General features: G+C 31.2%; 21 protein-coding genes and 1 riboswitch. Of the genes, 9 read left to right on the top strand and 12 right to left on the bottom strand.

Annotated features, from left to right (window positions below; all coding sequences use genetic code 11):
* Positions 1-257: 257 nt before the first annotated feature.
* The 4 genes from AC0N0V_RS05005 to AC0N0V_RS04990 form a co-directional block, all read right to left on the bottom strand.
* Positions 258-1,043 carry a site-2 protease family protein gene (locus AC0N0V_RS05005; protein WP_474462502.1) on the bottom strand — a complete coding sequence of 262 codons (786 nt, stop codon included), beginning with the start codon at positions 1,041-1,043 and terminating at the stop codon, positions 258-260.
* Between the two features lie 79 nt (positions 1,044-1,122).
* Positions 1,123-1,932: a MetQ/NlpA family ABC transporter substrate-binding protein gene (locus AC0N0V_RS05000; protein WP_474462501.1), complete on the bottom strand. Its 810-nt coding sequence runs from the start codon at positions 1,930-1,932 to the stop codon at positions 1,123-1,125.
* Positions 1,933-2,201: 269 nt separating this feature from the next.
* A riboswitch (SAM riboswitch) is annotated at positions 2,202-2,316 on the bottom strand.
* Positions 2,317-2,404: 88 nt separating this feature from the next.
* Entirely contained in the window at positions 2,405-2,581 is a 177-nt protein-coding gene (locus AC0N0V_RS04995; RefSeq protein ID WP_474462499.1) for a YjfB family protein, read from the bottom strand.
* Positions 2,582-2,758: 177 nt separating this feature from the next.
* Positions 2,759-3,805, bottom strand: coding sequence for an FAD:protein FMN transferase (locus tag AC0N0V_RS04990; protein WP_474462498.1), 1,047 nt, complete (start codon positions 3,803-3,805; stop codon positions 2,759-2,761).
* Positions 3,806-4,321: 516 nt separating this feature from the next.
* Here AC0N0V_RS04990 and AC0N0V_RS04985 point away from each other — a divergent pair.
* Both AC0N0V_RS04985 and AC0N0V_RS04980 read left to right on the top strand, forming a co-directional pair.
* Positions 4,322-6,199, top strand: a complete 1,878-nt coding sequence (locus AC0N0V_RS04985; protein WP_474462497.1) for an FAD-dependent oxidoreductase — start codon at positions 4,322-4,324, stop codon at positions 6,197-6,199.
* Between the two features lie 191 nt (positions 6,200-6,390).
* Positions 6,391-7,356, top strand: coding sequence for a polyprenyl synthetase family protein (locus AC0N0V_RS04980; RefSeq protein ID WP_474462495.1), 966 nt, complete (start codon positions 6,391-6,393; stop codon positions 7,354-7,356).
* Between the two features lie 159 nt (positions 7,357-7,515).
* Here the strand turns inward: AC0N0V_RS04980 and AC0N0V_RS04975 are convergent, their stop codons facing one another.
* Together AC0N0V_RS04975 and AC0N0V_RS04970 are read right to left on the bottom strand one after the other, a co-directional pair.
* Positions 7,516-8,412: a LysR family transcriptional regulator gene (locus AC0N0V_RS04975; protein ID WP_474462494.1), complete on the bottom strand. Its 897-nt coding sequence runs from the start codon at positions 8,410-8,412 to the stop codon at positions 7,516-7,518.
* A 388-nt stretch (positions 8,413-8,800) separates the two neighbouring features.
* Positions 8,801-9,760 carry an ABC transporter substrate-binding protein gene (locus AC0N0V_RS04970; protein ID WP_474462493.1) on the bottom strand — a complete coding sequence of 320 codons (960 nt, stop codon included), beginning with the start codon at positions 9,758-9,760 and terminating at the stop codon, positions 8,801-8,803.
* Positions 9,761-9,935: 175 nt separating this feature from the next.
* Between AC0N0V_RS04970 and AC0N0V_RS04965 the strand changes: the two genes are divergently transcribed.
* Genes AC0N0V_RS04965 through AC0N0V_RS04955 form a run of 3 tightly spaced genes read left to right on the top strand, consistent with a single transcriptional unit; the run spans position 9,936 to position 12,817 of the window.
* Positions 9,936-10,958, top strand: a complete 1,023-nt coding sequence (locus tag AC0N0V_RS04965; RefSeq protein WP_474462492.1) for a FecCD family ABC transporter permease — start codon at positions 9,936-9,938, stop codon at positions 10,956-10,958.
* Positions 10,958-12,025 (top strand): FecCD family ABC transporter permease, encoded by a 1,068-nt coding sequence (locus tag AC0N0V_RS04960; RefSeq protein ID WP_474462490.1) that lies wholly within the window; start codon positions 10,958-10,960, stop codon positions 12,023-12,025. The genes AC0N0V_RS04965 and AC0N0V_RS04960 overlap by 1 nt, the downstream gene beginning before the upstream one ends.
* Positions 12,026-12,817 (top strand): ABC transporter ATP-binding protein, encoded by a 792-nt coding sequence (locus tag AC0N0V_RS04955; RefSeq protein ID WP_474462489.1) that lies wholly within the window; start codon positions 12,026-12,028, stop codon positions 12,815-12,817.
* A gap of 70 nt (positions 12,818-12,887) precedes the next feature.
* On the opposite strand, the gene AC0N0V_RS04950 is transcribed toward AC0N0V_RS04955, so the two are convergent.
* Together AC0N0V_RS04950 and AC0N0V_RS04945 are read right to left on the bottom strand one after the other, a co-directional pair.
* Positions 12,888-13,508 (bottom strand): DUF2238 domain-containing protein, encoded by a 621-nt coding sequence (locus tag AC0N0V_RS04950; RefSeq protein ID WP_474462488.1) that lies wholly within the window; start codon positions 13,506-13,508, stop codon positions 12,888-12,890.
* Positions 13,509-13,613: 105 nt separating this feature from the next.
* On the bottom strand, positions 13,614-13,802 hold the full coding sequence (locus tag AC0N0V_RS04945; protein ID WP_474462487.1) for a DUF6440 family protein: 189 nt from the start codon (positions 13,800-13,802) through the stop codon (positions 13,614-13,616).
* A gap of 767 nt (positions 13,803-14,569) precedes the next feature.
* Between AC0N0V_RS04945 and AC0N0V_RS04940 the strand changes: the two genes are divergently transcribed.
* Positions 14,570-16,369 carry a sensor domain-containing diguanylate cyclase/phosphohydrolase gene (locus AC0N0V_RS04940; RefSeq protein ID WP_474462486.1) on the top strand — a complete coding sequence of 600 codons (1,800 nt, stop codon included), beginning with the start codon at positions 14,570-14,572 and terminating at the stop codon, positions 16,367-16,369.
* Between the two features lie 228 nt (positions 16,370-16,597).
* Positions 16,598-17,812 carry an alanyl-tRNA editing protein gene (locus tag AC0N0V_RS04935; RefSeq protein WP_474462485.1) on the top strand — a complete coding sequence of 405 codons (1,215 nt, stop codon included), beginning with the start codon at positions 16,598-16,600 and terminating at the stop codon, positions 17,810-17,812.
* Between the two features lie 303 nt (positions 17,813-18,115).
* Here AC0N0V_RS04935 and AC0N0V_RS04930 read toward each other — a convergent pair whose 3' ends face one another.
* The 3 genes from AC0N0V_RS04930 to AC0N0V_RS04920 form a co-directional block, all read right to left on the bottom strand.
* Positions 18,116-18,316 (bottom strand): small, acid-soluble spore protein, alpha/beta type, encoded by a 201-nt coding sequence (locus tag AC0N0V_RS04930; protein ID WP_474462484.1) that lies wholly within the window; start codon positions 18,314-18,316, stop codon positions 18,116-18,118.
* Between the two features lie 242 nt (positions 18,317-18,558).
* The gene (locus AC0N0V_RS04925; protein ID WP_474462483.1) at positions 18,559-18,720 is read right to left on the bottom strand and encodes a hypothetical protein; all 162 of its coding nucleotides are present in this window, start codon (positions 18,718-18,720) and stop codon (positions 18,559-18,561) included.
* 406 nt (positions 18,721-19,126) lie between these two features.
* On the bottom strand, positions 19,127-21,166 hold the full coding sequence (locus tag AC0N0V_RS04920) for a methyl-accepting chemotaxis protein (RefSeq protein ID WP_474462481.1): 2,040 nt from the start codon (positions 21,164-21,166) through the stop codon (positions 19,127-19,129).
* 309 nt (positions 21,167-21,475) lie between these two features.
* Between AC0N0V_RS04920 and AC0N0V_RS04915 the strand changes: the two genes are divergently transcribed.
* Together AC0N0V_RS04915 and AC0N0V_RS04910 are read left to right on the top strand one after the other, a co-directional pair.
* On the top strand, positions 21,476-22,540 hold the full coding sequence (locus tag AC0N0V_RS04915; RefSeq protein ID WP_474462480.1) for an AI-2E family transporter: 1,065 nt from the start codon (positions 21,476-21,478) through the stop codon (positions 22,538-22,540).
* 419 nt (positions 22,541-22,959) lie between these two features.
* A complete protein-coding gene (locus tag AC0N0V_RS04910) occupies positions 22,960-23,433 on the top strand; it encodes a PilZ domain-containing protein (protein WP_474462479.1) in 474 nt (157 codons plus the stop codon).
* Positions 23,434-23,625: 192 nt separating this feature from the next.
* Here the strand turns inward: AC0N0V_RS04910 and AC0N0V_RS04905 are convergent, their stop codons facing one another.
* The gene (locus tag AC0N0V_RS04905; RefSeq protein WP_474462478.1) at positions 23,626-25,278 is read right to left on the bottom strand and encodes an arsenic transporter; all 1,653 of its coding nucleotides are present in this window, start codon (positions 25,276-25,278) and stop codon (positions 23,626-23,628) included.

The following is a 25,278-nucleotide window of genomic DNA, read 5'->3' as shown; positions in this document are numbered from 1 at the left end:
AATAAAACTTTTGATGCTTATTTATTATTTTTATGAAATTATGATTTTATTTCTTATTTGTCACTCATCTAGGCAACAAAATTAATAATACCACCTATGTAATCAATCGTCATCATAATTCTTAACTTTTATCATATATTATATTGCTAAACCTTCATTTTTATGTAAATTCCTTTCAATTGCTTATATAAACACACCAGGATAAGTTTACCTCACAAATATCACAACTAACAATACTTTAGTATCTACAATCTATGTCAGGACTTTATAAACCTTTTATAAATGTTTGTAGCCTTAATTGTCTCTATCAATATAAAAAGTAAAGTTAACACAATTAACCATAAAGCAGCTATTACTATTAGCCTATACCCCTTCAATGTTTGGTTAATAAAATTCATCCAAATCAAAATAAAGTAAAGGATAAAATATACGAATACCTTAATTCTTTCAATATATTCTCTTGGCAGTTCTACTCCAGATAAGATTATTTCAACAACTGACTCTATGGCATCTCCTCCATCTAATGATGGAATAGGAATCAAATTAATTAAAAAGAGAGCAAAATTACTAATTGCCAATAGTATAAGAAAACTACTAGTCCCATTCACTAGTACCAAATTTAAGAGATTTACTAAAAGAATATAAATATGACCTAGATCTAACTTCATTACTTCGTCAAATATATATGGTATTATAGAAAAATTAATTTTATTTAGTACTGAAAGCACTCCTTCATTAAATGCTATGCTGCTAAATATAATAGCTGCAATATAATTAATAAAAACACCTGATAAATTTACTATAATACTTTGAGCCAAATTAATCCTAGACGTCACATCTTCTGGCCATTCATTATAGCCTCCGGTAGGGAAAAGTTTTAAAATAAACTCCGTTCCATTAGCTCTTATTTTGGTTAAGTTAGGTCCAGAACATACTGAAACCTCCTTTGCCTTTACACCATACATTAACGCTGCAAAATAGTGTCCCAATTCATGAATGAGTATTGAAAAAATTAGCGCCGCTAGAAATTTAACTACTATCAACAAAAACACCCCCACATTATATATATGTAGAGGTGAATAAAATTATTTTGTTCTATTTCATAGCACTATAAACCATTTACTAAAAGGTTGGGATTACACTTCCTTTATATTTCTCCTGAATAAACTTTTTAATTTCTGGTGATGTTAGTGCTTCTGATAAAGCCTTAACATATGGTTTATCCTTATCTTCTTTTCTAACCGCTATTACATTTGAATATGGCGACTTTTCATCTTCTAGATAAATTGAATCCTTCACCGGATTTAATTTAGCATCTAAAGCGAAGTTGGCATTTATCGCCGCTGCATCAACTTCATCTAAAACTCTAGGAAGTTGTGGTGGATCTATTTCTTTAATTTGAATATTTTTCTTATTTTCCGTAATATCTAACTTAGTTAAAATGTCTCCGTCCTTCACCTTAATCACCCCTGCTTGTTCAAGTAACTTTAAAGCTCTCTTTTCATTTGTAGGATCGTTAGGTACTGTTACTACTGATCCCTCCTTCAATTCTTCTAGCTTTCTTACCTTTTTAGAATAAAAACCTATAGGCGGTAAATAAAGCTTTGTGACTGAAACTAATTCTGTATGTTTTTCTTCATTAAATTTCTCTAGGTATGGAGCATGCTGAAATAGATTTGCATCTAGTTCTTTTTCAGCTAATGCTGTATTAGGGGTTACGTAATCAGTGAATTCCTTTATATCAAGCTTATAGCCCTTTTTTTCTAGAATTGGTTGTGCTTCTTTTAATATTTCACCTGCAGGTACTGGTGTTGCCCCAACTACAATTGTCTTTTTATCTTTTTCCGTAGCTGTGGAAATAGCTCTTGCTCCACAACCTGTTAACCCAAAAATTAATGACGATGATATTAAAATCGCTAATACTTTTTTCATTTTAAAATTCCTCCTTTAAAATCAGTACATATTTTGTTTTCATTTAAACTTTAATTCATTATGTATTTAGAGCGCTCATTCCTACATAAACAGAATTATTAATCTACCTGGAATTTTAACTATTTCTAAGTCTTAGAAACCTTTATCCTGAGACATTACTGCTCACAACATACACACTGTGAAAATGATTAAATTATTAGAGCGGGTAGTCATCAGATAAAAAAATAAAGCTAGAGGAAAACCTCTAGCTCAAAAAGCAATCTCGGTATTCCTCATCTTTCAGCCTATTAAAATAATAAGCTGCAGGAGTTGGCACCAATGTATTATAATAATACTGGTTGCCGGGCTTCACAGGGCCAGTCCCTCCACCTCTCTTGATAAGTTCGCATTTAATATTAAATTTATTTTATTATAAGCATTGAATAAGACTCTGTCAATATTTTTTTAAACTTTAGTTCTTAAAATTCTTCAACTAAACTTTGATATCAATATGATTTCCTAAATTAGGAGAAGCAGATTTTTGTAACATTTCAGTCATGGCTGCAGCATTTTCTTTTCCTGTATTCATAGCAATTTTCATTACTGAAAGACTTGCCTGTTCCATTACCCTACTCTGATTCATAATCACAGATAACCCTGATATATCCATTGGCTTACCTCACTTTCTTTTACATTAGTTTTAGAAATCTATTTAATTCGATTATCGTAATGTAAAATATTAACTTTAACTTTTAACAAATTTAAGGATAATTTTATTAGCACTTTCAAGTAGTTTCATGGATTAAATCAAAAGGCAGGCTCTTTTTAGCTGTCTCTTGATAGCTCTTTAATTCATTAGTTTAAACTCATCATTAGTAATTTTAAAATTATTCTTTAACCCACTAGTTATATAAACCTTCTTATCCTTAGTTATAAAAATCGCATCTACTCCATTTAATTTCTCAACAAAGTCCATTCCTCCCTTTAGTCCCTTGGAAAATACAGAAGTAGAAAGAGCATCTCCATCTATAGAGGTACTACTTACTATAGTTACTCCGGCAATTTCGTTATCAAAAGGATATCCATTAAATGGACTTAGAATATGGTGATACTTTTTCCCATCCTTCTCTATAAATCTTTCATATATTCCAGATGTAACTATAGATTTGTTTGTCTCTTCAATTGAACCAACAATTTGTCCTCTACTATCAAAAGGGTTCTGGATTCCAATTCTCCACGCACTTCCATCTGGCTTACTTCCTATTGCAAATATGTTACCACCCAAATCCACAATAGCACTTTTTACACCATTTTGCTTAAGTACCTCACTCACTGCATCTGCAGTATAGCCTTTAGCTATACCTCCAAGGTCAATAATCATTCCTGGTCTTTTTAAAAAAAGTGACTTCTCAGTATCATTTATTTCAAGATCTTTATAACCTACAAACTTCAACTTCTCATTAATTTCTGCTTGTGTTGGAACTTTTGCTTCTGGAAGACCTATACTCCAAAGTTTTACTACCGGTCCTACTGTTACATCAAAACTACCTTCTGATAGCTTGGCATACTCTAAAGCCTTTTTTACCATTACAAAAGTATCATCCTTTACTTTTACAGGTGAGTTTCCAGCTGCGTTATTAACCTTATCAAGTTCCGTACCTTCTTTATTTATACTTACTTCACTTTCTATTTGCTTAACTCTATCAAACCCTTTATCTATTATACTCGGATCATTTTTATCATACAGAGTAATTTTCACTACTGTACCCATAAGAAATTCTGTTTTGGTTAGGGGTTCAGTAGGAGTTTTAGCGCTTTTATTGCTACACCCAATAATGCTTGTACTAAAAATAAATGCCAATAATGTTAAAGAGATTTTTTTAAATCTAATCATTTCAAGGTATCCTCCTATAAGTTGAATATAATCATTTTTTACTAAACAAGTATACATATTAAGTTTAACATTGACTATATCTTACTATTAAAAATAGCATGATAACATTATATCATAAAATAAGTGCACTAGTGAGCAATTTTATCAAGCATTAGTTCGACTTTTATACCATATAATTGTTATATATTATAGAAAATATATAATTTGTTAAGTATCAAACATATTTTTGTCATAATCTTTAATTGTGAATTATACTCTATGATGGCCATATTATGATAGTTGAAATTTTAATGCAACATTATATTTACTTATAGCAAAATTACTCTAACTAATGACTCAATCAAGCCTTTTCAACGATTTAACTCTAAAACTAAATTTAAAATAAAGTAATATATTTGCAGTGATACCATGTTAAATATATAGACATATCATAGATTTAGATATAGAATCTTGGTATAGGCTTATGTATTTTGTTATAATTTTATTAAATTTTTTAAAATAATAAGGGGTGATTACATGTCAAGTGGTACAAAAATCCTAATTTTAGGTGCTGGATACGGTGGTGTACACACAGCAAAAAAATTAGCAAAGAAATTCAAAAGTGATTCTTCTGTAGAAATTACATTGATCGATAAGAACCCTTTCCACACTTTGATGACAGAACTTCATGAAGTAGCTGGGGGAAGAGTTCATCCTGAATCCGTACAAATTGAACTAAGCAAGATATTTAATAGGACAAAAGTTAACGTAGTTACAGACTATATTGAAAAAGTAGATACTGATAAGAAGATGGTAACTACCACTTATGGAAACTATGCTTATGATTACCTAGTAATTGGTACAGGCTCGGAACCGGCATTCTTCGGTGTTCCAGGAGTAAAAGAAAATGGATTTACTCTTTGGTCATTTGAAGATGCAATAAGAATAAGAAAGCATATCCAAACTATGTTTGCACAAGCCGCACTAGAAAGAGATGAGAAAAAGAGAAAAGAAATGCTTACCTTTGTAGTAGCAGGTTCTGGATTCACGGGAATCGAAATGGCTGGTGAACTTCTTGAATGGAAACGCAAGCTAGCTAAAGAGCATAATGTGGATGAAAAGGAAGTTAGACTTCTAGTTGTAGAAGCTATGTCTACAATCCTAAATATGCTTGATAGAGGTCAGGCTGCTAAAGCTGAAAATTACATGACTAAAAATGGTATTGAACTATTGAAAGACTCTCCAATAGTTGAAGTAACTCCAAACAGCATAAAACTAAAAAGTGGAGAAGAAATTCCAACTAAAACTCTTATATGGACTTGTGGTATACAAGCGAATGGTGACGCTTCTGGATATGGCTTAGAAAGAGGACGTGCTGGCAGATTACTTTCAAATGAATATATGCAAGCAATTGGAAAAGAAAATGTATTCGTGGTTGGAGATATCACCTACTATGAAGAAGAGCCAGGTAAAGGAACACCTCAAATAGTTGAGGCTGCAATACAAACTGGTGAAACTATAGCTAAAAACATAGCTGCTTCTATAGAAAAGAAAGAAATGACTAAATTTAAGTCAAACTACCATGGTTTCATGGTTTCAATAGGTGGAAGATACTGTGTAGCTAATCTTTCAGGTATGAAGCTATCTGGATTCTTTGCTATGGTAATGAAGCATTTAGTTAACCTTCACTATCTGTGGGGAGTAAACGGAATAAATGCATGTTATCATTATCTAATGCATGAATTCTTCTCAATGGAAGATAAGAGAAGTATAATGAGAGGACATTTATCCTCAAAAGGAAATAGATTATGGCTTGTTCCACTAAGGTTATTTGTAGGTTGCATTTGGTTATTAGAAGGGTTGAAGAAATTCGTAGGTGAAGGTACTTGGGCACAAGGAGGATTTAGCTCTCTTATGTCTGGGCCGGGCCCAGATAGCTGGATAAAAGCTGGAAATATTAAAATGCCATTTGAGTGGTTAAAAACTGCTGCAGATTCTGGAGCTTCGGAAGCTGCGAGTGCAGCGGGAGGTGCAGCACAAGCAGCTCAGCCAATTCCTATATTAGATCAAATGCCAGGATTCTACAGTGCCATAATGAAGATAATGATACCAAATCCAGATATGGCACTTTGGTTCCAAAGAATAGTTGTGTTAACTGAGATCTGTATCGGACTTGCATTACTTGCCGGATTATTTACATTCCTTGCAAGTGCAGCATCAGCGTTCATGGTTACTAACTTCATTCTTTCAGCTATGGCTGGATGGGATATTCTATGGTACTTCTTTGGTGCAATTGCACTAATGGGTGGAGCTGGTAGAACTTTTGGGTTAGATTATTGGGTAATGCCATGGATAAGTAATTTAATAAGTAATTGGTGGCTTGGTAAGAGAGTACCTGTTTATAAACAAAAATAACTCACTGATGAAGTTGCATATAAAAAAATACCTGGTATAAAAAACTTACAGCTAACAATATTAAAGGTAGAGTGAACTTCACTCTACCTTATGATTATATAAGGCAGTTTACCTGTTTTATCCGATAAACAATAATCGTTTATAACCACATATATACACTTGTTAAAAATTTAATGTAGAGGAATGATGATATGGATAAAATGTGGGATAAATATGAACATATACGAGACGAGTTGAAAGCCGTTGTCTCTCTTATGGAGAAGAATACTAAATGTAAAGATAAGAAGATACAAAACTCAATTAAAGAATTGATTCACTCTGGTGGAAAAATGTTACGCCCTGCATTTGTTATAATCTCATCTCATTTTGGCAATTATGCTCCAGAAAAATCAAGGTCATTAGCATCAGTCATTGAAATGCTTCATATGGCTACTTTAGTTCATGACGATGTTATAGATGATGCTAGGCTTAGACGTGGTCAAGAGACTGTTCAATCGAAGTACGGTAAAGATTATGCTGTATATATAGGTGATTTTCTTTTTTGCGTATGTTTTAAGATTTTAGCTTCCTCTGCAACTCTTCAAAGTATTAAAATAGATAGTAATTCCATGTCTAGGATTTGCTTAGGCGAAATTGATCAACTTAACTCAAGGTTTAGTAGTAGATTATCAGTAAAAAATTATTTAAGTAGAATTTCTGGTAAAACTGCTGAATTATTTTCTTTGTCACTATATATTGGGGCCGCAGAAAGTGGTTGCAGTGCTGCTCTCAGCAGAAAGCTTTGGAAAATAGGTCATAATATCGGAATGGCATTTCAGATTATTGATGATATTTTAGATTATGTAGGAACTGATGATATAATAAAAAAAACTGCTGCAGCCGATCTAAAACAGGGAATCTTTACACTGCCCTTTATTTATGCAGTAAATAAAAATAAAAAAGCCTTTGAACCTTACTTTGTAAAAGAAGGCTTTTCAGACGAAGATATAAAAGATTTGATAATGCTAGTTAGCAAAAATAATGGTATAGCTAAGGCAAAAGAACTTGCTGATAAATACACACAGAAAGCCTTTTATCTAATAGATACTCTTCCTGAAAATCAATATAAGGGAATTTTGAGAGAAGTAACAGAAAAACTACTTATAAGAACCTATTAATAAGTAAGTATATTATGATTACACACAAAAGCTTCTTACGGATTATTAATACCAACATAAGAGAAGTTTTTTAATAGATAAAAGATGCCATTGTTTTTATAAACAATGGTATCTTTTATTCGCCAGTTAATTTTACTTCCTTCTCTTAATGCATGTAAGCTATTTTAATAATCCTTTTATTTGCTTTTTGAAATCGTCTATTATTTTCTTTAATTTTTTATAGTTCTCATACCTATATGAAAAAAAGATTTCATATCTTATCTTAATATTTTGTACCTTAAATGTCTTCAAACGTCCGTTATTTATATCATCTTGTACAGAAATGCTTGGAAGAATACTTATAGCTTTTGCTTGGTATACAGAACTTTTAGCAATGTCGATTGAATTTGCCACAAATACAATATTTAAATCATCTATAGTATGCCCCTTTTCTAATAGGGCTAAATGAAGCAACCTTTTAATATCTGGTCCATCACCTAATAAAATAAATGAATACTGAAGAATATCCTTAATAGAAATGCTTTTATTGAACTCAATCTCTGGGTTGGCCACAAATATCAATTCATCACTACCTATCATTAGGCTAGCTATGTTATCCCTATCAATAGTATCATAGGTTAGAACTATATCCGAGAGATTATTATCTAACTCTAATTCAATGTTATTATATGACATTGTATTAAGTTTAAAATGATAGTTTTTATATTTGTCCTTTAAATTAATTATAGCTTTAAGGATTATCGAATTTACTGAAGAGGATGGTGAAGATATTGTAAAACTACTATCTTTATTATCACGTTTTATGCTTGAAACATCTTCAATCATCCTATCATAGGCATTGGTAATTGTATCAATATGCTTTAATATAAGTTTCCCTTCTTTTGTAAGATTGACACCTTTATTACTTCTTTCAAGAAGCGGTACTCCTAGCTCATTTTCAAGTTTTAAAAGCTGTTGACTAAGAGCCGATTGTGATATATGTGAGAGGTTTGCTACTTTTGATATACTTTTTATAGCTGCTACCTCATAAAAATGCTTTAGAGCTTGAATATCCATTGCTTCCTCCTAAAATAGTTTTGTAATAATACAAAGTTTTCTGTATTATTATAGCAAATAAGAGCACATATTTAAAGGATTCTCTGCTTATTACATTTACATATCATCTCACTCCTCCTTTATTGTAAGTTTCATCAACTTCTATATAATTACGTTATCTGTATCTACAGCACTTGCCTCTACATTGTCATACACAAGAACTTTTTTATTTTCTTTACAACAATTAACTGTTACAACTTACGTCTTGTATATGAATTATATACTATAAATAAGCTAAGATTACTATACTTACAACAATAGTATAATGAGAGGGTGAATTCTGGAATTCACCCTCTCATTATCTATGACTATTACTTTTGCTTAATGTTTTCACATTAGATTATTATCTCTATATTTTATTTGACTTTATAAAGTTTTCTATATCGTTAAGCATAAGATTAGCAGCCTTTACTCCACCTGAAGTGTTCCATATTACATCATCAACAAGATATACCTTTCCATTCTTAGATGCCTTTAAATTCTGGAACATTGGATCCTGTATCCATTCCTTTTCTCTCGTAGATCCTTCACCATTTCCAGTTTCATATGTATAGTAAAACATTACATCTCCATCTGCTTCTTTTAGTCTTTCCTTACCTATTTCTATTGTAAATTCATTACTTCTTTGATTTTCTGGTCTTGCAAACCCTATCTGTTTAAGGATATTTCCTGCAAAGGTATCTCCTAGGTAAACTCTAGTCTTACCAGGCATAAATCTAACTAAAGACACTTCTGTTTTAAGTTTATCTCCAGCAAGTTTTGAAATCTCCGCAGCTCTATCATCGAACTTCTTAATTATTTCCTTTCCTTCTTTTTCTCTATCTAGCACTTTTGCATAGAATTCAAAATTAGTTTTCCACTCTCCTCTTAGAGTATCTGAATATACGGTTGGTGCTATTTGAGATAATTGATTATATATCTTTTCATGTCTCATTTTATTTCCTATAATTAAATCTGGCTTTAAAGCAGCAACTGCTTCTATGTTAATTTGACTTTCAAAACCTAAGTTTTGAACTCCTTCCATTTCCTTTTCAATATGCTTGTACCATGGTTTTCCTGTATAAGATTGAGCTGCTCCTACAGGTTTAACCCCTAGTTCAAGTAGTGCTTCTGTACCTTCATTAGTAAGTACTACAATTCTTTTAGGCTCTCCTTTAATTTCTGTCTTTCCCATAGAATGTTCTATAACTCTTGCTGCTTCATTAGATGTTTCCTGTGGTTTTTCTGTACTTTTAGTTCCTGCGCATGCAGAAAGAGAAAAAGCTACGACCAAAACACCTAAAGATTTTATGACTTTTGCTAATTTCATGGTAACACTCCTCTACATTGTTTTTATATTTTACATATTAGCACAGGATTTTTTTAACTGCAAGTGATTTTCATTAATTGTTGATAATAATTTTCATTGACACTTATTTTACAATAAACTATAATTTTAGTAGGTCTGTTAACATAATGTTGGTAGTAAAGGAGTGTGTCGTTATTTGAAAAACATAAACACAGCAATAAACTTAGAAGACAAAAAATGGAGATTTATATTATTTACAGCACTACTATTTTTTCTAGTAATCTGCTTTCTAGGAAGTATCTTATTAGGATACACAAAAACTTCCTTTAATGACTTGATAAATACATATTTAAATTATGCAAATAATACGGAGCATATAATCATAAAAACCTCTAGGGTTCCAAGAGCATTAACTGCTCTTTTTGTTGGAGCTAGTTTAAGTGTTTCAGGATTACTAATGCAAACACTTACTAAAAATCCTATGGCATCACCTGGTCTACTCGGAGTTAATTCCGGTGCTGCCTTTCTTATGGTCTTTGTTTATAGCTTTTTTCCCATGCTTTCTCAAGGCTATACAATATTTTTTTCTTTCATTGGAGCTGCAGTTTCTGTAATTCTTGTATATTCCTTAGCTGGTGGACTTAGAGGTTCTATTCAGACCTTTGATTTAACTCTTGCTGGTGCTGCAATTTCTGCCTTTTTTATGTCATTTACTCAAATGATATTGTATAGGGATCAGAAGACTATGGAAGAAATCATGTACTGGTTAACAGGCTCTGTAGAAGGAAGAAGTTTAGATACTTTAATAAAAGTAGTTCCTTATATGATTGTTGCTTTAATTCTTTCCTTTATTATATCAGGGAAATTAAATATATTTTCACTTGGTGAGGAAACCGCAAAGGGGCTTGGGCTTAATACTGAGCTCTTAAAAACACAAATAATACTATTAGTAGTAGTACTTGCTGGCTCTTCAGTAGCCGTCGCAGGTCCTATAGGGCTTGTAGGACTAATTGTTCCTCACATAACCCGTTCTTTGGTTGGTTCTGAATTTAAATGGTCAATTCCTTATAGCATGGTTATAGGTTCTATATTTTTATTATTGGCTGATATAGGCTCTCGTTTTATAATTTATCCTAAAGAGATTCCTGTTGGAGCATTAACAGCTATAATAGGAACTCCGTTTTTCATCTATATAGCTAGAAAGGTGGAAAATAATTAATGAAGAAATTTTTAATACTTAGAAAAAGTAAATTTTCTTTTATATATGAGAAAAGAAGTTTTTTAATACTAACACTTACACTAATTATTTCTATATTAGGCTTTCTTTTCAGTTTAAGTATAGGACAAACTAATCTCCCCCTACTAGATGTAATAAAAACCTTGTTTGACAAAGAGGCTGGCGGCAACTCATTCATAATAAATACTATAAGGCTCCCTAGAACATTATCCGCATTTTTAGTAGGAGCTTCTTTGGCACTTTCAGGCGCTATACTCCAAGGAGTAGTAAAGAATCCCTTAGCTGAACCAGGTATTATGGGTATAGTGGATAGTGGTTCAGTTGGTGCTCTAGTTTTTCTTACTATATTTACAGATCCTAAGAATAACTCCTTAACAACTAGTATATTCTATATGCCTGTATTTGCTTTTTTAGGAGCATTTATAGCAGTGTTCTTAGTTTATTTCCTATCATTTAAGAAAGGGGTTACACCTTACAGATTAATACTAATAGGTATAGGCATAGCTGGTGCTGCAAAAGCCATAACTTCAATATTGCTTATTAATGGTCCAGTAATCTTTATTAAGGAAGCAACTATTTGGATTACTGGTTCCGTATATGGCACAAACTGGACACATGTTAAGCTTTTATCTATTTGGTTTTTAGCACTTTTCCTTATTACTGTAATACACACTAGAGAATTAAATATACAAAACTTAGAAGATAATATATCTAAAGGGCTTGGAAGTTCTTTAGAAAAGAATCGATTTATTCTTATGATTCTAAGTGCAGCTTTAGCCAGTGGTGCTGTAGCTGTTGGTGGTGGAATTGGGTTTATAGGCTTAATAGCACCTCATATATCTAGAAAGTTAACTAGTTCATCCTTTGAAAATATAATACCACTTTCCACACTACTAGGTGGAATAATAGTAATGTTGTCTGATCTAGCTGCAAGAACCTTATTCTTCCCATTAGATTTACCTGTTGGAATATTTACAGCTGGAGTAGGTGCACCGTTCTTCATTTATCTATTAATTAAAAGTCAAAAGTCCCTTAAAGGAGGAAACTAAATGAGTTTATCTACTAGCAATTTAACTTTAGGCTACGGTGAAAATATAATACTTAAAGATATTAATGTTACTATACCTCAAAATAAAATATCAATATTAGTTGGAAGTAATGGCTGTGGCAAGTCTACATTATTAAAAACTATGTCTAGATTATTAAAACCTATAAATGGTAAAGTCTTTCTAGAAGATATCAATATATTTGAAAGATCTACAAAAGAAATAGCAAAAAAGCTGGCAATACTAACACAATCTCCAACTGCACCTTCTGATTTAACAGTATTTAACGTTGTAAAACAAGGAAGATATCCTTATCAAAGCTGGTTCAATCAATGGAATAAGGAAGACGAGGATATTGTAAATTATGCACTGGAAAAAACCGGTTTATCAGACATTAGACATAGAAAGCTTTCCGATCTTTCCGGCGGTCAAAGACAAAGAGTTTGGATTGCTATGACACTAGCACAGCAGACAAATATTATTTTATTAGATGAGCCTACTAATCACTTAGATATAAAATATAAAATTGAAGTATTAGACTTATTAAAAAATCTAAATAAAACTGAAAAAAGAACTATTATAATTGTTCTACACGATATTAATTTAGCTTGTAGATATGCTGATCACGTGATAGCAGTGAAAGATGGAAAGATTTATGCCGAAGGTAATCCTAGCGAAATAGTAAATGAAAAATTAATTAAAGATGTATTTGATATAAATTCAAAAATAATTCAGTGTCCTCTATTTAAAACACCAATGTGTATAACTTATCAGTCCCTTAGTAATGTTATTTAAAAGATTTATTATAACTTCAATACAAAAATATTAATAATGTTTTTATACGAAAGTTTAAGGAGGTAACTCCCTACCTCCTTAAACTTTCTAGTTTCCTATCATGTACGCTAGAAAATATAGATAAAGAAACTATTGAACCAACTAACGCCATAAACATATCCCATTGTGTATCCCACACATCTCCTTGAGTACCTAAGAACGCATCTGCTGCAGTACCTGTTCCCTTAGCAACTGCCCATTCAATGAGTTCATAAGAAGCGCTTATTGCTAAACATATACAAACAACTATGAATGAAAGCATTTTTCCTCTTTTGACATAGGACTTTCTTATCAATATTTCCCTTGCAATAAAAGCTGGTATAAATCCTTGTACAAAATGTCCTAGTCTATCATAGTAGTTTCTACTTAGCCCCAAAGCATCTCTTATCCAGTTAAACAGCGGCATTTCAGCATATGTGTAATGTCCTCCGACTATTAAAATAATAGTGTGAATTAATATTAGAGCATATACAAAAGTCGTGAACCTAAAATTTGCATATGTCATTATTAGAAAAATAACGCCAATAATAGCAGGCAGTACTTCCAAGAACCATGTGAAACTATCCTTTGGATTTATTGCTGACCAAAGTAATACTGTTAAAAATATTACCAAAAATAAAACATGAGTTCCGTCCAGTTTTTTCTTGTTCACAATTTTTGTACACTCCTTACGTCAATTTTTATTATTAAGTTAAATCTAAATCTTAATGATATATATTAATACTTTAGCTATATAATACTACTTACTCTATTTATACTATTTTTCAACTGTTGTAACTACTGGTTTGCCATCTCTATCTAATAATGCAGTGAGTCCACCAGAATAGCCATCATAAGTATATAAGTAGTTAACTCCTGTTTCAGTATCCTGAAGAATCTTGTATCCTGTTAACTTTCCTTGTTTATATAAAACTCTAAATCTATCTTTTGATTCTTTATCAAACATTTATTTATCTCTCCTTCAATTAGTATTCCCTTACTTATATTTTACTATAGTTATAATCGAATATACCAATTATTTGCCTTTATTCCTAAAAAAATAGCAGTTTTAAAGTGTTTAATACTTTAAAAGTGCTTTATATTTATAACTACGTTTAACCTAGCAGCGACCTACTCTTCCACACAGTCTCCCGTGCAGTACCATCGCCACTGTGAAGCTTAACCATCGTGTTCGGAATGGAAATTAAATCAGCATTGGTTTTAATAATCAAAGTGTGTCCATTATGTAATAATCTAAAACTTAACGGAATATATATTAACACCTATATTAAAATGAAGTATACATAATATATTTCAAACATACACGTTTTTCTACAAAATTAAAATGCTACTCATATAATAGTAATACACTAAATTTAAAGATAAGCTTATATTTGATGATAGTGATATGATACCTGATACCACCACTCTTTGTTGTGATCCATAATTGAATCTACGTAATATAAACTTAGAACTGGTTAACAATTGCTATCTTAACAACAATTGTTAACCTTTCTTAATTTATTAGCCATTCAAGAAACTCATTGCATTAACGATTATAGTGTTATTGATATATTATTTTTCTTGTGGATTTAAAAATCAAAATATATCTGTTAACTATAATCTTACCATCCTTGAAGTTATTGCCTAATAACCTTAGCTTAGGTAATTCATAATTCTTATTATAATTAACTGTACAAGTCGAATAAAATTTACAAATGGGAGAGATTATAGATGGAAACTTTAAAAGGTCCAATTATTCAACTGCATAATAAAGATATGCTGAGTGATGAAACTACAAATGAGCTTTACAAAGAACTCTTCCATAATATAAACAGTGGTGCCATCATATATGAGGTCATTCATGATGATAACTTATTTTTAATTAAGGACCTCAATCGAACTGCAGAAGAGATTCTCAAATTCAAAAGGTATGAGCTCATTGGTAAAAATATGTTAGACGCATTTCCTAATGTAGGAAAATACAAACTTTATCATACGCTTCAAAAAGTTTATAAAACAGGAATTCCCGAGCAAATTCCTATTTCCTACTATAAGAGGAATAACTTAAACTTTTGGAATGAAAATTATGTTTTTAAGCTTTCTTCTAAATACATTGTTTCAATTTTTAAGGATGTAAAGAAAGATAAAGAAATCAAACAATCCTTAGAAAAATTTAATGCTCTCTTTGAAAATACTAAAGACGTAATATTATTTTTTAGCATGGATGAAAGTATTATTGATGTAAACAATGCTGCAATCACAATGTATGGATATACAAAAGAAGAATTGCTAAATATGTCAATTAGTGATTTAAGGTCTATTGAAGCAAGACACCTAACAAAACAGCAAATAGAAACCTCTGTGATCGAAGGGAGTTGTTTTGAAACAATTCACAAACGTAAGGACGGAAACACCTTTCCCGTTGAAGTAAGCTCTGTAGGTGCTGAGCTAGATGGCAATATAGTACGCTGTGCCATAGTAAGAGATATTTCAGAAAGAAAAACCGCTGAAGAACAAATTAAGTATCTAACATATCATGACAAGTTAACAGGTATATACAATCGATTATTTTTAGAACAAGAATTAGGTATCTTAATATTAAATAATAAATTACCAATTAGTATTATTATTTCGGATGTAAATGGATTAAAGCTCGCCAACGATGCATTTGGACATCTAATTGGTGATGTTCTGTTGAAAGAATCTAGTAAAATTTTAAAAGATAGTTGTAAGGATAGTTCTATAGTTGCGAGATGGGGTGGCGATGAATTTATAATAGTTACACCTTTTTCTTCTGAAACAGAAACTCGTGAAATAATTACAAATATTAGAACTAAATGTGAAGAAAGTGACCTTATCCCAATTAAGCCTAATATGGCTCTTGGGTATTCAATTATTCAAAATAAGGAGCAAAATGTAGATGATGCCTTCAAAGAAGCCGAAAACTATATGTATACCAATAAGCTTCTTGAAAGTAAAAGCTTAAGAAGCTCAATTATATCGTCGCTCCAAGAAACCTTACATGAAAGTACCCCAGAGACTAATGAACACTGTCAACGGATGAAAAAAATGGCAACTAGGTTTGGTCGTATACTTAAATTGTCAAATGTAGATCTTGACAGATTAGCATTATTAGCATTGTTACATGATATCGGAAAAATTGCTATTCCGAAGAATATTCTTCAAAAACCGGATAAACTTAACGAAAAAGAATGGGAAATAATGAAAACCCATTGCCAAGTTGGATACAATATTACAAACTCTACTTCAGATTTAAGTAATATTTCAGAATTTATCTTGTATCATCATGAAAGATGGGATGGTAAAGGATATCCTCATGGTATTAAGGAAAGAAAGATTCCTTTACTTTCTAGAGTAATATCAATAATTGATGCTTATGATGTTATGCTAAACGAAAGGCCCTATAAAAAACCTATGACTAAAGAAACGACTATTGCTGAATTAATAAAAAACTCAGGTACTCAATTTGATCCTAACCTTGTAGATACTTTTGTTAATATGGTAAAGTAATAAGGTATCCGGTGACATACCGGGTACCTTTGATTCTTATCCTGTAACCTACCAGCTTTTTATAAAAATTAAAGAGCTACCATGTTACTGGATAACGAGTTCCTCTAAAGGATAACGATTTTTAAGTGTCAGAGACACTAAAAACTCTGTTAATGATCATACGATTGAGTTAAGGCTTCGCCTAATTCTGGGAACTCTATTTATATTATCAAAAGGAGTTGTTCAACATTGGAAAAAGTTTATTACGAAAATCCATACATAAAAGACTTTACTGCTGAAATTATAAGTGTAATAGAGAAGGGTACTAAATATCATATTGAATTAGACAAAACATGCTTTTATCCTGGAGATGAAAATCAACCAAATGATATTGGCTATATAAACTCTATACCTGTAATAGACGTATATGAGGAAGATGATAAAATATATCATGTTACTTTGATAAAGCCTTTAAAAATACATAGGGTTAAGTGCAGCATAGATTGGGCAAGACGATATCATTATATGCAACAATATCTTGCACAGCATATAGTTTCAGTCTGTTTCTCTGAGCTATTTAGTACAACTACAGTTAAATTTAAACTCGGAGAAGATCATTCATATATGGACATTAATAAAATTCTAGGAAGAGATGAGATACTAAAAGCTGAAGAACTAGCAAATAAACTAATCTTAGATAAGATTAATTTAGAAGTACTATATCCAGATAAATCTGAACTAAAAAAACTAGCCATAAGAAAAGTATTTTCGAAGCCACTGGAAATAACTAGAATAGTTAAAATTGGAGATTGCGGCATATTCCCAAGCAATGGATTATATCCTGATTCAACAATAGAAGTTCAAATTGTAAAAATTATCAAATGGGAAAAACAAGGTACTGGTACTAGAGTCCAGTTTATTTCCGGATCAAAGGCAGTTTCTGATTACTTTACAAAATACGAACTCGTAGAAAAGATATCAAGTATATTATCATGCGAGGAAAATAATATATTAAACAAGGTTAAATCGCTTTCTGGTGAGTTAAGCAAGTCACTTTCAGAGAGAGCATCTTTAAAGGCAGATATAGCTCAGTATGAAGTTAAAGATATGCTAAATTCCTCTGAAACTATAAACGATATAAGAATACTTAAATCTGTCTATGATAATGGTGATTTAAAATATATTAACCTTTTAGCATCAAAACTAATATCCTTTCCTAATGTTATAATTCTATTTGGAATAAAATCTGAAGACAAGTCACAGCTTTTGTTCATGCGTTCAAAAGACCTAAATATAATCAGCATGAACTCTCTTTTGAAGGATGCGATTACTTTAATTGATGGAAAAGGTGGAGGAAGTGATTTTTCTGCACAGGGCGGTGGAAAAAATAACAACAATTTAGATTCAGCGATTCAGTATGCTTATAATAAGATTAAGGATTGTATAACCTCTAAATTTATTTAAATACTGAATAAATGGAACTTATTTGGCAATAATTATAATGTAAGGTTTCTCCCCCGAAATCTTACACCCCCTTCCCATTAAATATATCATATAAAGTGAAACTTAATCACAAAAAAGCACTAAGCGTAATGCGTAGTGTTTTTTATTTGGTAAATTTTCTATACCGTAAGTTTTCAATTAATTCCTTTAGAAGACATAATCATAACTTTACTACTAAATTTATGATTATAAAAAGCAACCTATAAATTAAAGCCTACACCTTTTTATTAGGATGTAGGCTCTACAGCTATGTTCAATTACTTTTTATTTTAAACCTTGCTCGTAAGCTTCAACCATCTTTTTAACCATGTTTCCACCTACTGAACCAGCTTCTCTAGAAGTTAAGTCTCCATTATAGCCTTCCTTTAAATCTACTCCAACTTCTCTAGCTGATTCCATTTTAAATTGATCTAGTCCTGCCTTTGCCTCTGGTACTAATACTCTATTACTATTTTTGTTTGCCATAATTGTCTCCTCCTTTTTAATTTCTTAATTTTTATCTTTGCATTAAAAGTTTGTGCAATTTTGAAATTATTAGACTATTAAATTATATGTAAAAGTGATAATTTATGTTAAATGTGTAACAATTATATAATATTGATTCTCAATTTAAAATATCCCTCATATGAGAACAACTTTTATACCTTGGGCTATTTTAAACCTATAATAAAAAGGAACTTGGATAGCCCAAGTTCCTTTTTTAGATATTACTCTTCATCATCTTTATTTCTCATAGATTTATATACCATATAAGCTACTCCCATTCCAACCATTGTTCCCATTGCTCCAGTCATACCTCTTCTTTTTCTTTTATTATTTCCAAATAACATTGATGACATAGTTCTTGCACCTATCATTTCCCGAATCATTCAAACCGCCTCCTTAAATAAATATATTCTTATTCTATCTTAATCATCAAAAATCTATCCTTAATTTAATATTGAATTTACAACAAAATTTACCATAATAAACTTATAAAAACAGTAAATTATAAATATTATTAGATATTCTTAAGCATACTTTTAAAATAAACTTTAGGGAGGCTTCTAATTTTGAACTTAATGAATTCTTCTAAGATTAGAACTATTGTAGTAATATTAGCCTTTATTTTTAGTTTCTTTATAATTTGGATCTTAGCCAAAGTTTTAGAAAAAAGATCTAAGCTAAAGCAATAAAAGAAGTTTTTTTATAATTCAATATAAAAGGATACTATCAATAGACAGTATCCTTTTACACTGTATTTAAACTACCTAAAATTAATTATTGACAACTATACTAATCAAGTTTGAACTTACTTATCTCTAGCTCTAACTGTGAAGATAACTCTTTCAGTCTATCAGAATAACCTGAAAATTCATCCATAGAACTAGAAATTTCTCCAGCTGAAGCAGATATCTCTTCTGTCCCCGCCGCTACCTCCTCTGCTATTGAAGAGATGTTTGTAATTTCTTGAACTATCTTATTTTTTCTACTATCCATTTCTACTGTAGATACTTTAATTTCACTAACTTTATTAGTTAGTCTTACTATTGAGGCTAATATCTCAGTAAAAATCCCTCTTGTTTCTGATACTGCACGCTCTTGTTCTTTGACAAATTCTTCTGTTTTATTAATAGCGGAGACTGCAGATTTAGACTTACCTTGGACCTCTTCTACTATATCCTTTATCTCCTTGGCGGAGCTTCTTGACTGTTCTGCGAGCTTTCTAATTTCGTCAGCAACAACCGAGAAGCCTTTACCTGCTTCCCCCGCCCTTGCTGCTTCTATGGCAGCATTTAAAGCCAATAAGTTTGTCTGTTCTGTTATTTGAGTTATAGTTTCTGTTATAGAGTTTATTGCCTTAGTACTACTGTCAACTCCTTTAACTATATTATTTACTTCTGCGGTAGCTAGTTTTGTATGGTTGGATTTTTGTGCTAATGTCTCTACCATTTCTAGCCCTTTATTACTTAAGTTATTTGTTTCTAATGATATAACATCCATATCTTTTGTTGTATCTGTAATAATCTCAATTTTATCCGCTAGGTCGTTAATTTCTATTGTCACCTGTTCTGCATTTTTTGCTTGCTCTATGGTTCCTTTTGACATTTCTACTATTGCATTTGCAACTCCATTCACTGAAACAGAAACTCCTTCTGTCATAGTATTAAAGGTGCCCGATGTTTCTAATATTATCTTAGAGGAGTTTTTAACATTTTTAGTTAAGTTGGAAATATTCTCCATCATTTCATTAAAGCTATCTCCTAATTGCAAAAATTCATCATTTGAATTTATAGATACCCTTGTTGTCAAATCCCCTTCTTCTGCATTTCCGAAAGCCTTTTTTAGCTTTGATATATTTTGTCCTATTTCTTTGCTAATAAATATAGCTATGATAATGGCAATTATACCTGAACACAGTATAAGTATAAAAGTTATTCTTCCAATAACGTTAGTGTCAGCTAAAAGCTCTTCTTCATTCATAGATGCTATAAGCTTCCATCCAGTTTGCTTGTTAGTAGTATAACTTGCAAACTTATTCTTGTTATTAACAGTGTATTTATACTTTATAAATCCTTTTTCATTTTGTTTTACTTCATTCCAGTAACTTTGCTTTGTAGTTCCATCTGTTCCTATTTGACCTTTGTCCGGATGAGCTAATACTACACCACTAGGGTCAGAAACAAACACATAACCTTCTTTACCTATCTTTATTTGGGATAGTTGCTCAGATAGCTTGTTCAAGTTAATATCAATAGCAATTACCCCTATTAGCTGTCCATTACTCTCCACAGTTTTAGATACTGAAATAATCATTTTCCCCGTTTCTATATCCTTATATGGTTTACTAAAGGTTACTTTTCCTTTATTTTTAACCGCATCCATATACCAAGGCCTTGAGGTTGGATCAAAATCTGGAGCTAGCGTTATGTTAGGATAAATTAATATTTTTTTAGAAACGCCTCCGAAATATACATACAAAATTTGATTATTACTTTCTTTTACCTCTTGGAGAATATGCATTAAGAAAGGCTCAAACTCTGGATGCGCCTGTATTTCCTTTACATCTATATTATTTGAGAGCATAGCTACTTGTTGACCCATAGCTTCAAAATAATTATCTAATCCTCTATTTACCTCTCCAACAGTTTGCTCTGTTGTTATCTTTAACTTATTATCCAATATATTATAAGTCCTATTGTAAGACACTAAACCTAGTAACAATAATGGAATAATACATATAGATATTAGTGCGATAAGAAGTTTATTTCCAATCTTCTTTGTTTTAACTATTTTCTTAACATCTTGTCCACCTTTTCTTGGATTTCTCTCCACTTTTTACACCCCCATACATGCTTCGACTAAATATATCTTACCACTTTTATCAAATAATGTGAATAAATATCCAGTTAAATTTTAACTTTTTCTAAAACTGATTCTTCTATAGAAAAAGTATTTAAAGTAAGAAATCAATTAAATTACAATAATTTTTTATATTCTAAATTTCTAATTCATTGTGTATATTTTCCTTTAAAATATTAATGCTATAGTTATATATGATGCTGGTCAAAAAATCTAAAGGAGAGTTATTTACTCTATTGAAAGCAAAATGACCATCTTACTCTGCAAAAAGAGGTGAATTGTATGTGGAATAATAAGTTAATAAGGTGTTTAATAATACTAAATCTAACCTTTTTGACAATAATTCTCTTTAGCAAAATGTTTTTTATTCATAGATTTATAAAACTAATATATAAATCCTTCTTAGTTCCACTGCTTATAGCAGTATTCTTATTTTATATAATGAGGCCTTTAAATACTATTTTTATAAAAAAGGGTTTAAAATCTGGAATTGCTGCCTTACTTACACTAACCATAAGCTTGTTTATAGTTTCTGGCCTATCCTATCATTTTAGTAGATATTTAATACAACAATTTAATGGAATGAATAAGGAGTTTACAGATATTACTGCAAATATTAGTTCTATTGATGGAAATAGTAGTTCTGTTAATGGTATATTGAACAAGGTAAATAGTTATGTGAAAATTGATGATGTGTATAAGGCAATTACTAATACAGCTCAGAGGTATCTCAAAAGCATAGGTAGCAATTTTATAGCCGCTGTACGTTACGTAATGAATACTTTTTCTAAAATTTTTTTGATAATAGTAATTTTATTCTATCTTCTTAAAGATGGAGAAAAGTTTAAAAATAAGATTTTATACTTATCTCCCAATAAATACAAAAATGTTTTATCTAAAATTCTTTCAGAGAGTGATATAGCATTAAGTTCATACGTTACTGGTCAAGCCAAAGTTGCTTTATCCTTGAGTACTATGATTTTTATTGCATATAAAATAATAGGTATGCCAAATTCACTACTTCTATCTTCAATTACCTTTGTATTAGCTTTTATCCCATTTGTAGGCTTTATCATATCAATGATATTTCCTTCAATTATAGCTCTAAATATAGGTTTTTTCATGGTTATAAAGCTTGCAATTACATTTATAATAGTTCAAACCTTAAAGGGAAGGGTTGTTGTACCAGCAATCATGGCAAGTGTAATGAAAATTCATCCTTTAACTGATATAGTGCTAGTTATAGGTGCCATATCCTTAGGTGGTTCTGTTGCAGCTTTTGTAATAGTACCAGTATATGCAATTATCAAAGTTATCTTGGTTAATTTATGGAAACTTAATACCTAGTCTAAATTGCAAAAAGACCTAAAAATTCATATAATATACTATGAGACATTAATTTGTCCGATGACTAGCAGCTCTAATACTCCCAGAAGTAAAGAGCTGCACGTCCCTGCATAACGATTTCTAAGTGTCAAAGACACTAAGAACTCTGTTTATCCGATGACTAGCAGCTCTAATACTCCCAGAAGTAAAGAGCTACACGTCCCTGGATAACGATTTCTAAGTGTCAAAGACACTAAGAACTCTGTTTATCCGATGACTAGCAGCTCTAATATTCCCAGAAGTAAAGAGCTGCACATCCCTGGATAACGATTTCTAAGTGTCAAAGACACTAAGAACTCTATTTATGCTATTAAATTTATGAAGTCTTTACTTAACATATATGAAATTAAGATGAGAACTTACTGGAGGTGGCGCTAACGATGTCTAATAATTCGCAGTTAAATAAAAGAGTTCATAAACAAAATAAGCGTCAGTTCTTTAGGGTGTATTTAGATATTCCTTTATGCTCTGAAATAACTCTAGTTAAAATAAATGGTGAAAAAATAAATATTGGTTACTCAAAAGTATGCATTAATGATATAGGACCTGGTGGTCTATTATTTACTTCTGATTTAGATTTTCCTGTGAAAGATAATGTGGTTTTTAAATTCAGAACTAAGCTACTAAGCTCTAAAGTTTACCTTGAAGGTCAAATTGTAAGAAAAACAGTCATAAGTGAAGGAATTTTTAAATATGGAGTATCTTTTGAAATCACTGAAGACAAACGAGTACAATGCATTAAATTGCTTAATGACTTTTCAATAGGACTAAAAAGGAAATCTGAGTTAGAGGACTGTTCCTTCTGTAATAAAGAAAGTTTTGAAAAATGTTTTAAGAATTTATCCGATGACTAGCCGCTCTAATATCCCTAGGGGTAAAGAGCGGCTACGTCCCTCGATAACGACTTCTAAGTGTCAAAGGCACTAAGAACTCTGTTTGCAAAGAATGTAAATAAACCTGTTTCTATTACTAGAAATAGGCTTTCTCATAAGTATATTACATTTTATTCAAGTAAAAATTTATTCTAAGACTTATAGATTTAAGATTTAAACAAACATTGTTTGAATCCAGTAGTACAATAGATATAAAGTAAATAGTACTGTTAAAGGTATAACTATAATTGTTACGTTAATATATTCCCTCCATGGTACTCTAATATCATTTTTCTTAAGTATGAACATCCACATTAACGAAGCAAGTGTTCCAATTGGAAGAAGAAGTGACCCTATATCGCTTCCGATAATGGTTGCCAGATACATTGTTTTTAGCGTGATTGGGTCCAACCCCATATTACTTAGTGTAATGGTACCTATCATTAATGCTGGATGATTATTAAATATATTGGATAGAAAAGAAACTAGCCCTCCCATTACAAAGCTTGCATGAAATAATCCTTGGCTTACAATTGGCTCACAGAATTTTACAAGATATTCTGTTAATCCAATATTATTTAAGCCATAAATAATCACGTACATCGAGAATGCAAACAGTAAGATGTGCCAAGGTGTCTTCTTTATAATATCCTTTGGATTTGTCCTTAAATAATACCACCTTACTATAAGAAGAACTAATGAACCCGTTACAGCAACAATTTCAATCGGAAATCTGAAGTAAGATGCAACAAATAATAAGCTTCGGATACAAAATACAAAGGCTAAAATCTTCATCATGAAACTTGTCCTTTTTTGTTTCGTATCAAGAGTAATACTTCCTTTTAGAGGGTGAAACTCTTTTGTAAAAAACATTTCATCTAATTCCATTGATGCTTTCGGAAGTGTACGAGGAAGCCTTTTCCTTAATACTAAAAACATTAAACAAGACATGAATAGAAGTCCAAGTGTACCTGGCACAAATATCATCTCAGTGTATTTGTAAAGATTCATATTAATAATATTTAGTGAAATCAGGTTTGTAATATTACTTACTCCAATAGGTGTGCTTGACCCTGTTGCAATCAATGCTCCACTTAAAAGATAAGGTATCATCTCATGAGGATATTTGAAACCAAAGTTTCTAAGCAATAATATAAGAATAGGTGTAGTAATCAATATACTTCCATCATTATTAAAAAGTAGTGTCATAAAAAAACACAGAAACTGTATATACCAATATAATCTATAGCCAGACCCCTTTGCAAGTCTTGCTAGTGCAGCAGCAACCCAATGAAAGAAACCAAAACTTTCTAATATAACTGCCATTACAATTGTTGCAATAATAGTAATTGAAGCACCCCCAATTTTGTGTGTAATATCCTGTAAGTTAGCATAATTTACAACTCCAATTAAAAGCACCATTATAGCTCCAGCAGAGGCGGCATATGCCTCATTTATATCCCTTGGTCTTAAGAAAATAATTATCATTGTCATAACAAATACAAATATTGTTGCTGCAGCTATATTAAATACTGATATAACTAAACTTCCAATTACTAATATAGCAAAAAGAGCGATCACATTACCATCTTGCCATGGCTTTCCAAGGTTTGGTGGCGGTGGTGGTGGCGGTGGAATTTTTCCATTTCCATGTTGTGGAGGTCTTTGATGGATATGCTTTGGCAATCTTTGTGGCCCTTTATGGTGTATTTTTGAGACTCTATAAAAACTTAAAGTATTGTATTCGCCATTCTCTAATTCTTCCTCATGCCTATAACACCAAATTGCATATAGTATTACTAGGGTTATTATCAGTGTGTTGCTCAT

The sequence above is a fragment of the Clostridium sp. CS1-1 genome (genome assembly GCF_056135525.1).
The sequence above is the reverse complement of the archived record's forward strand: the minus strand, read 5'-3'. Positions and strand labels throughout refer to the sequence as shown.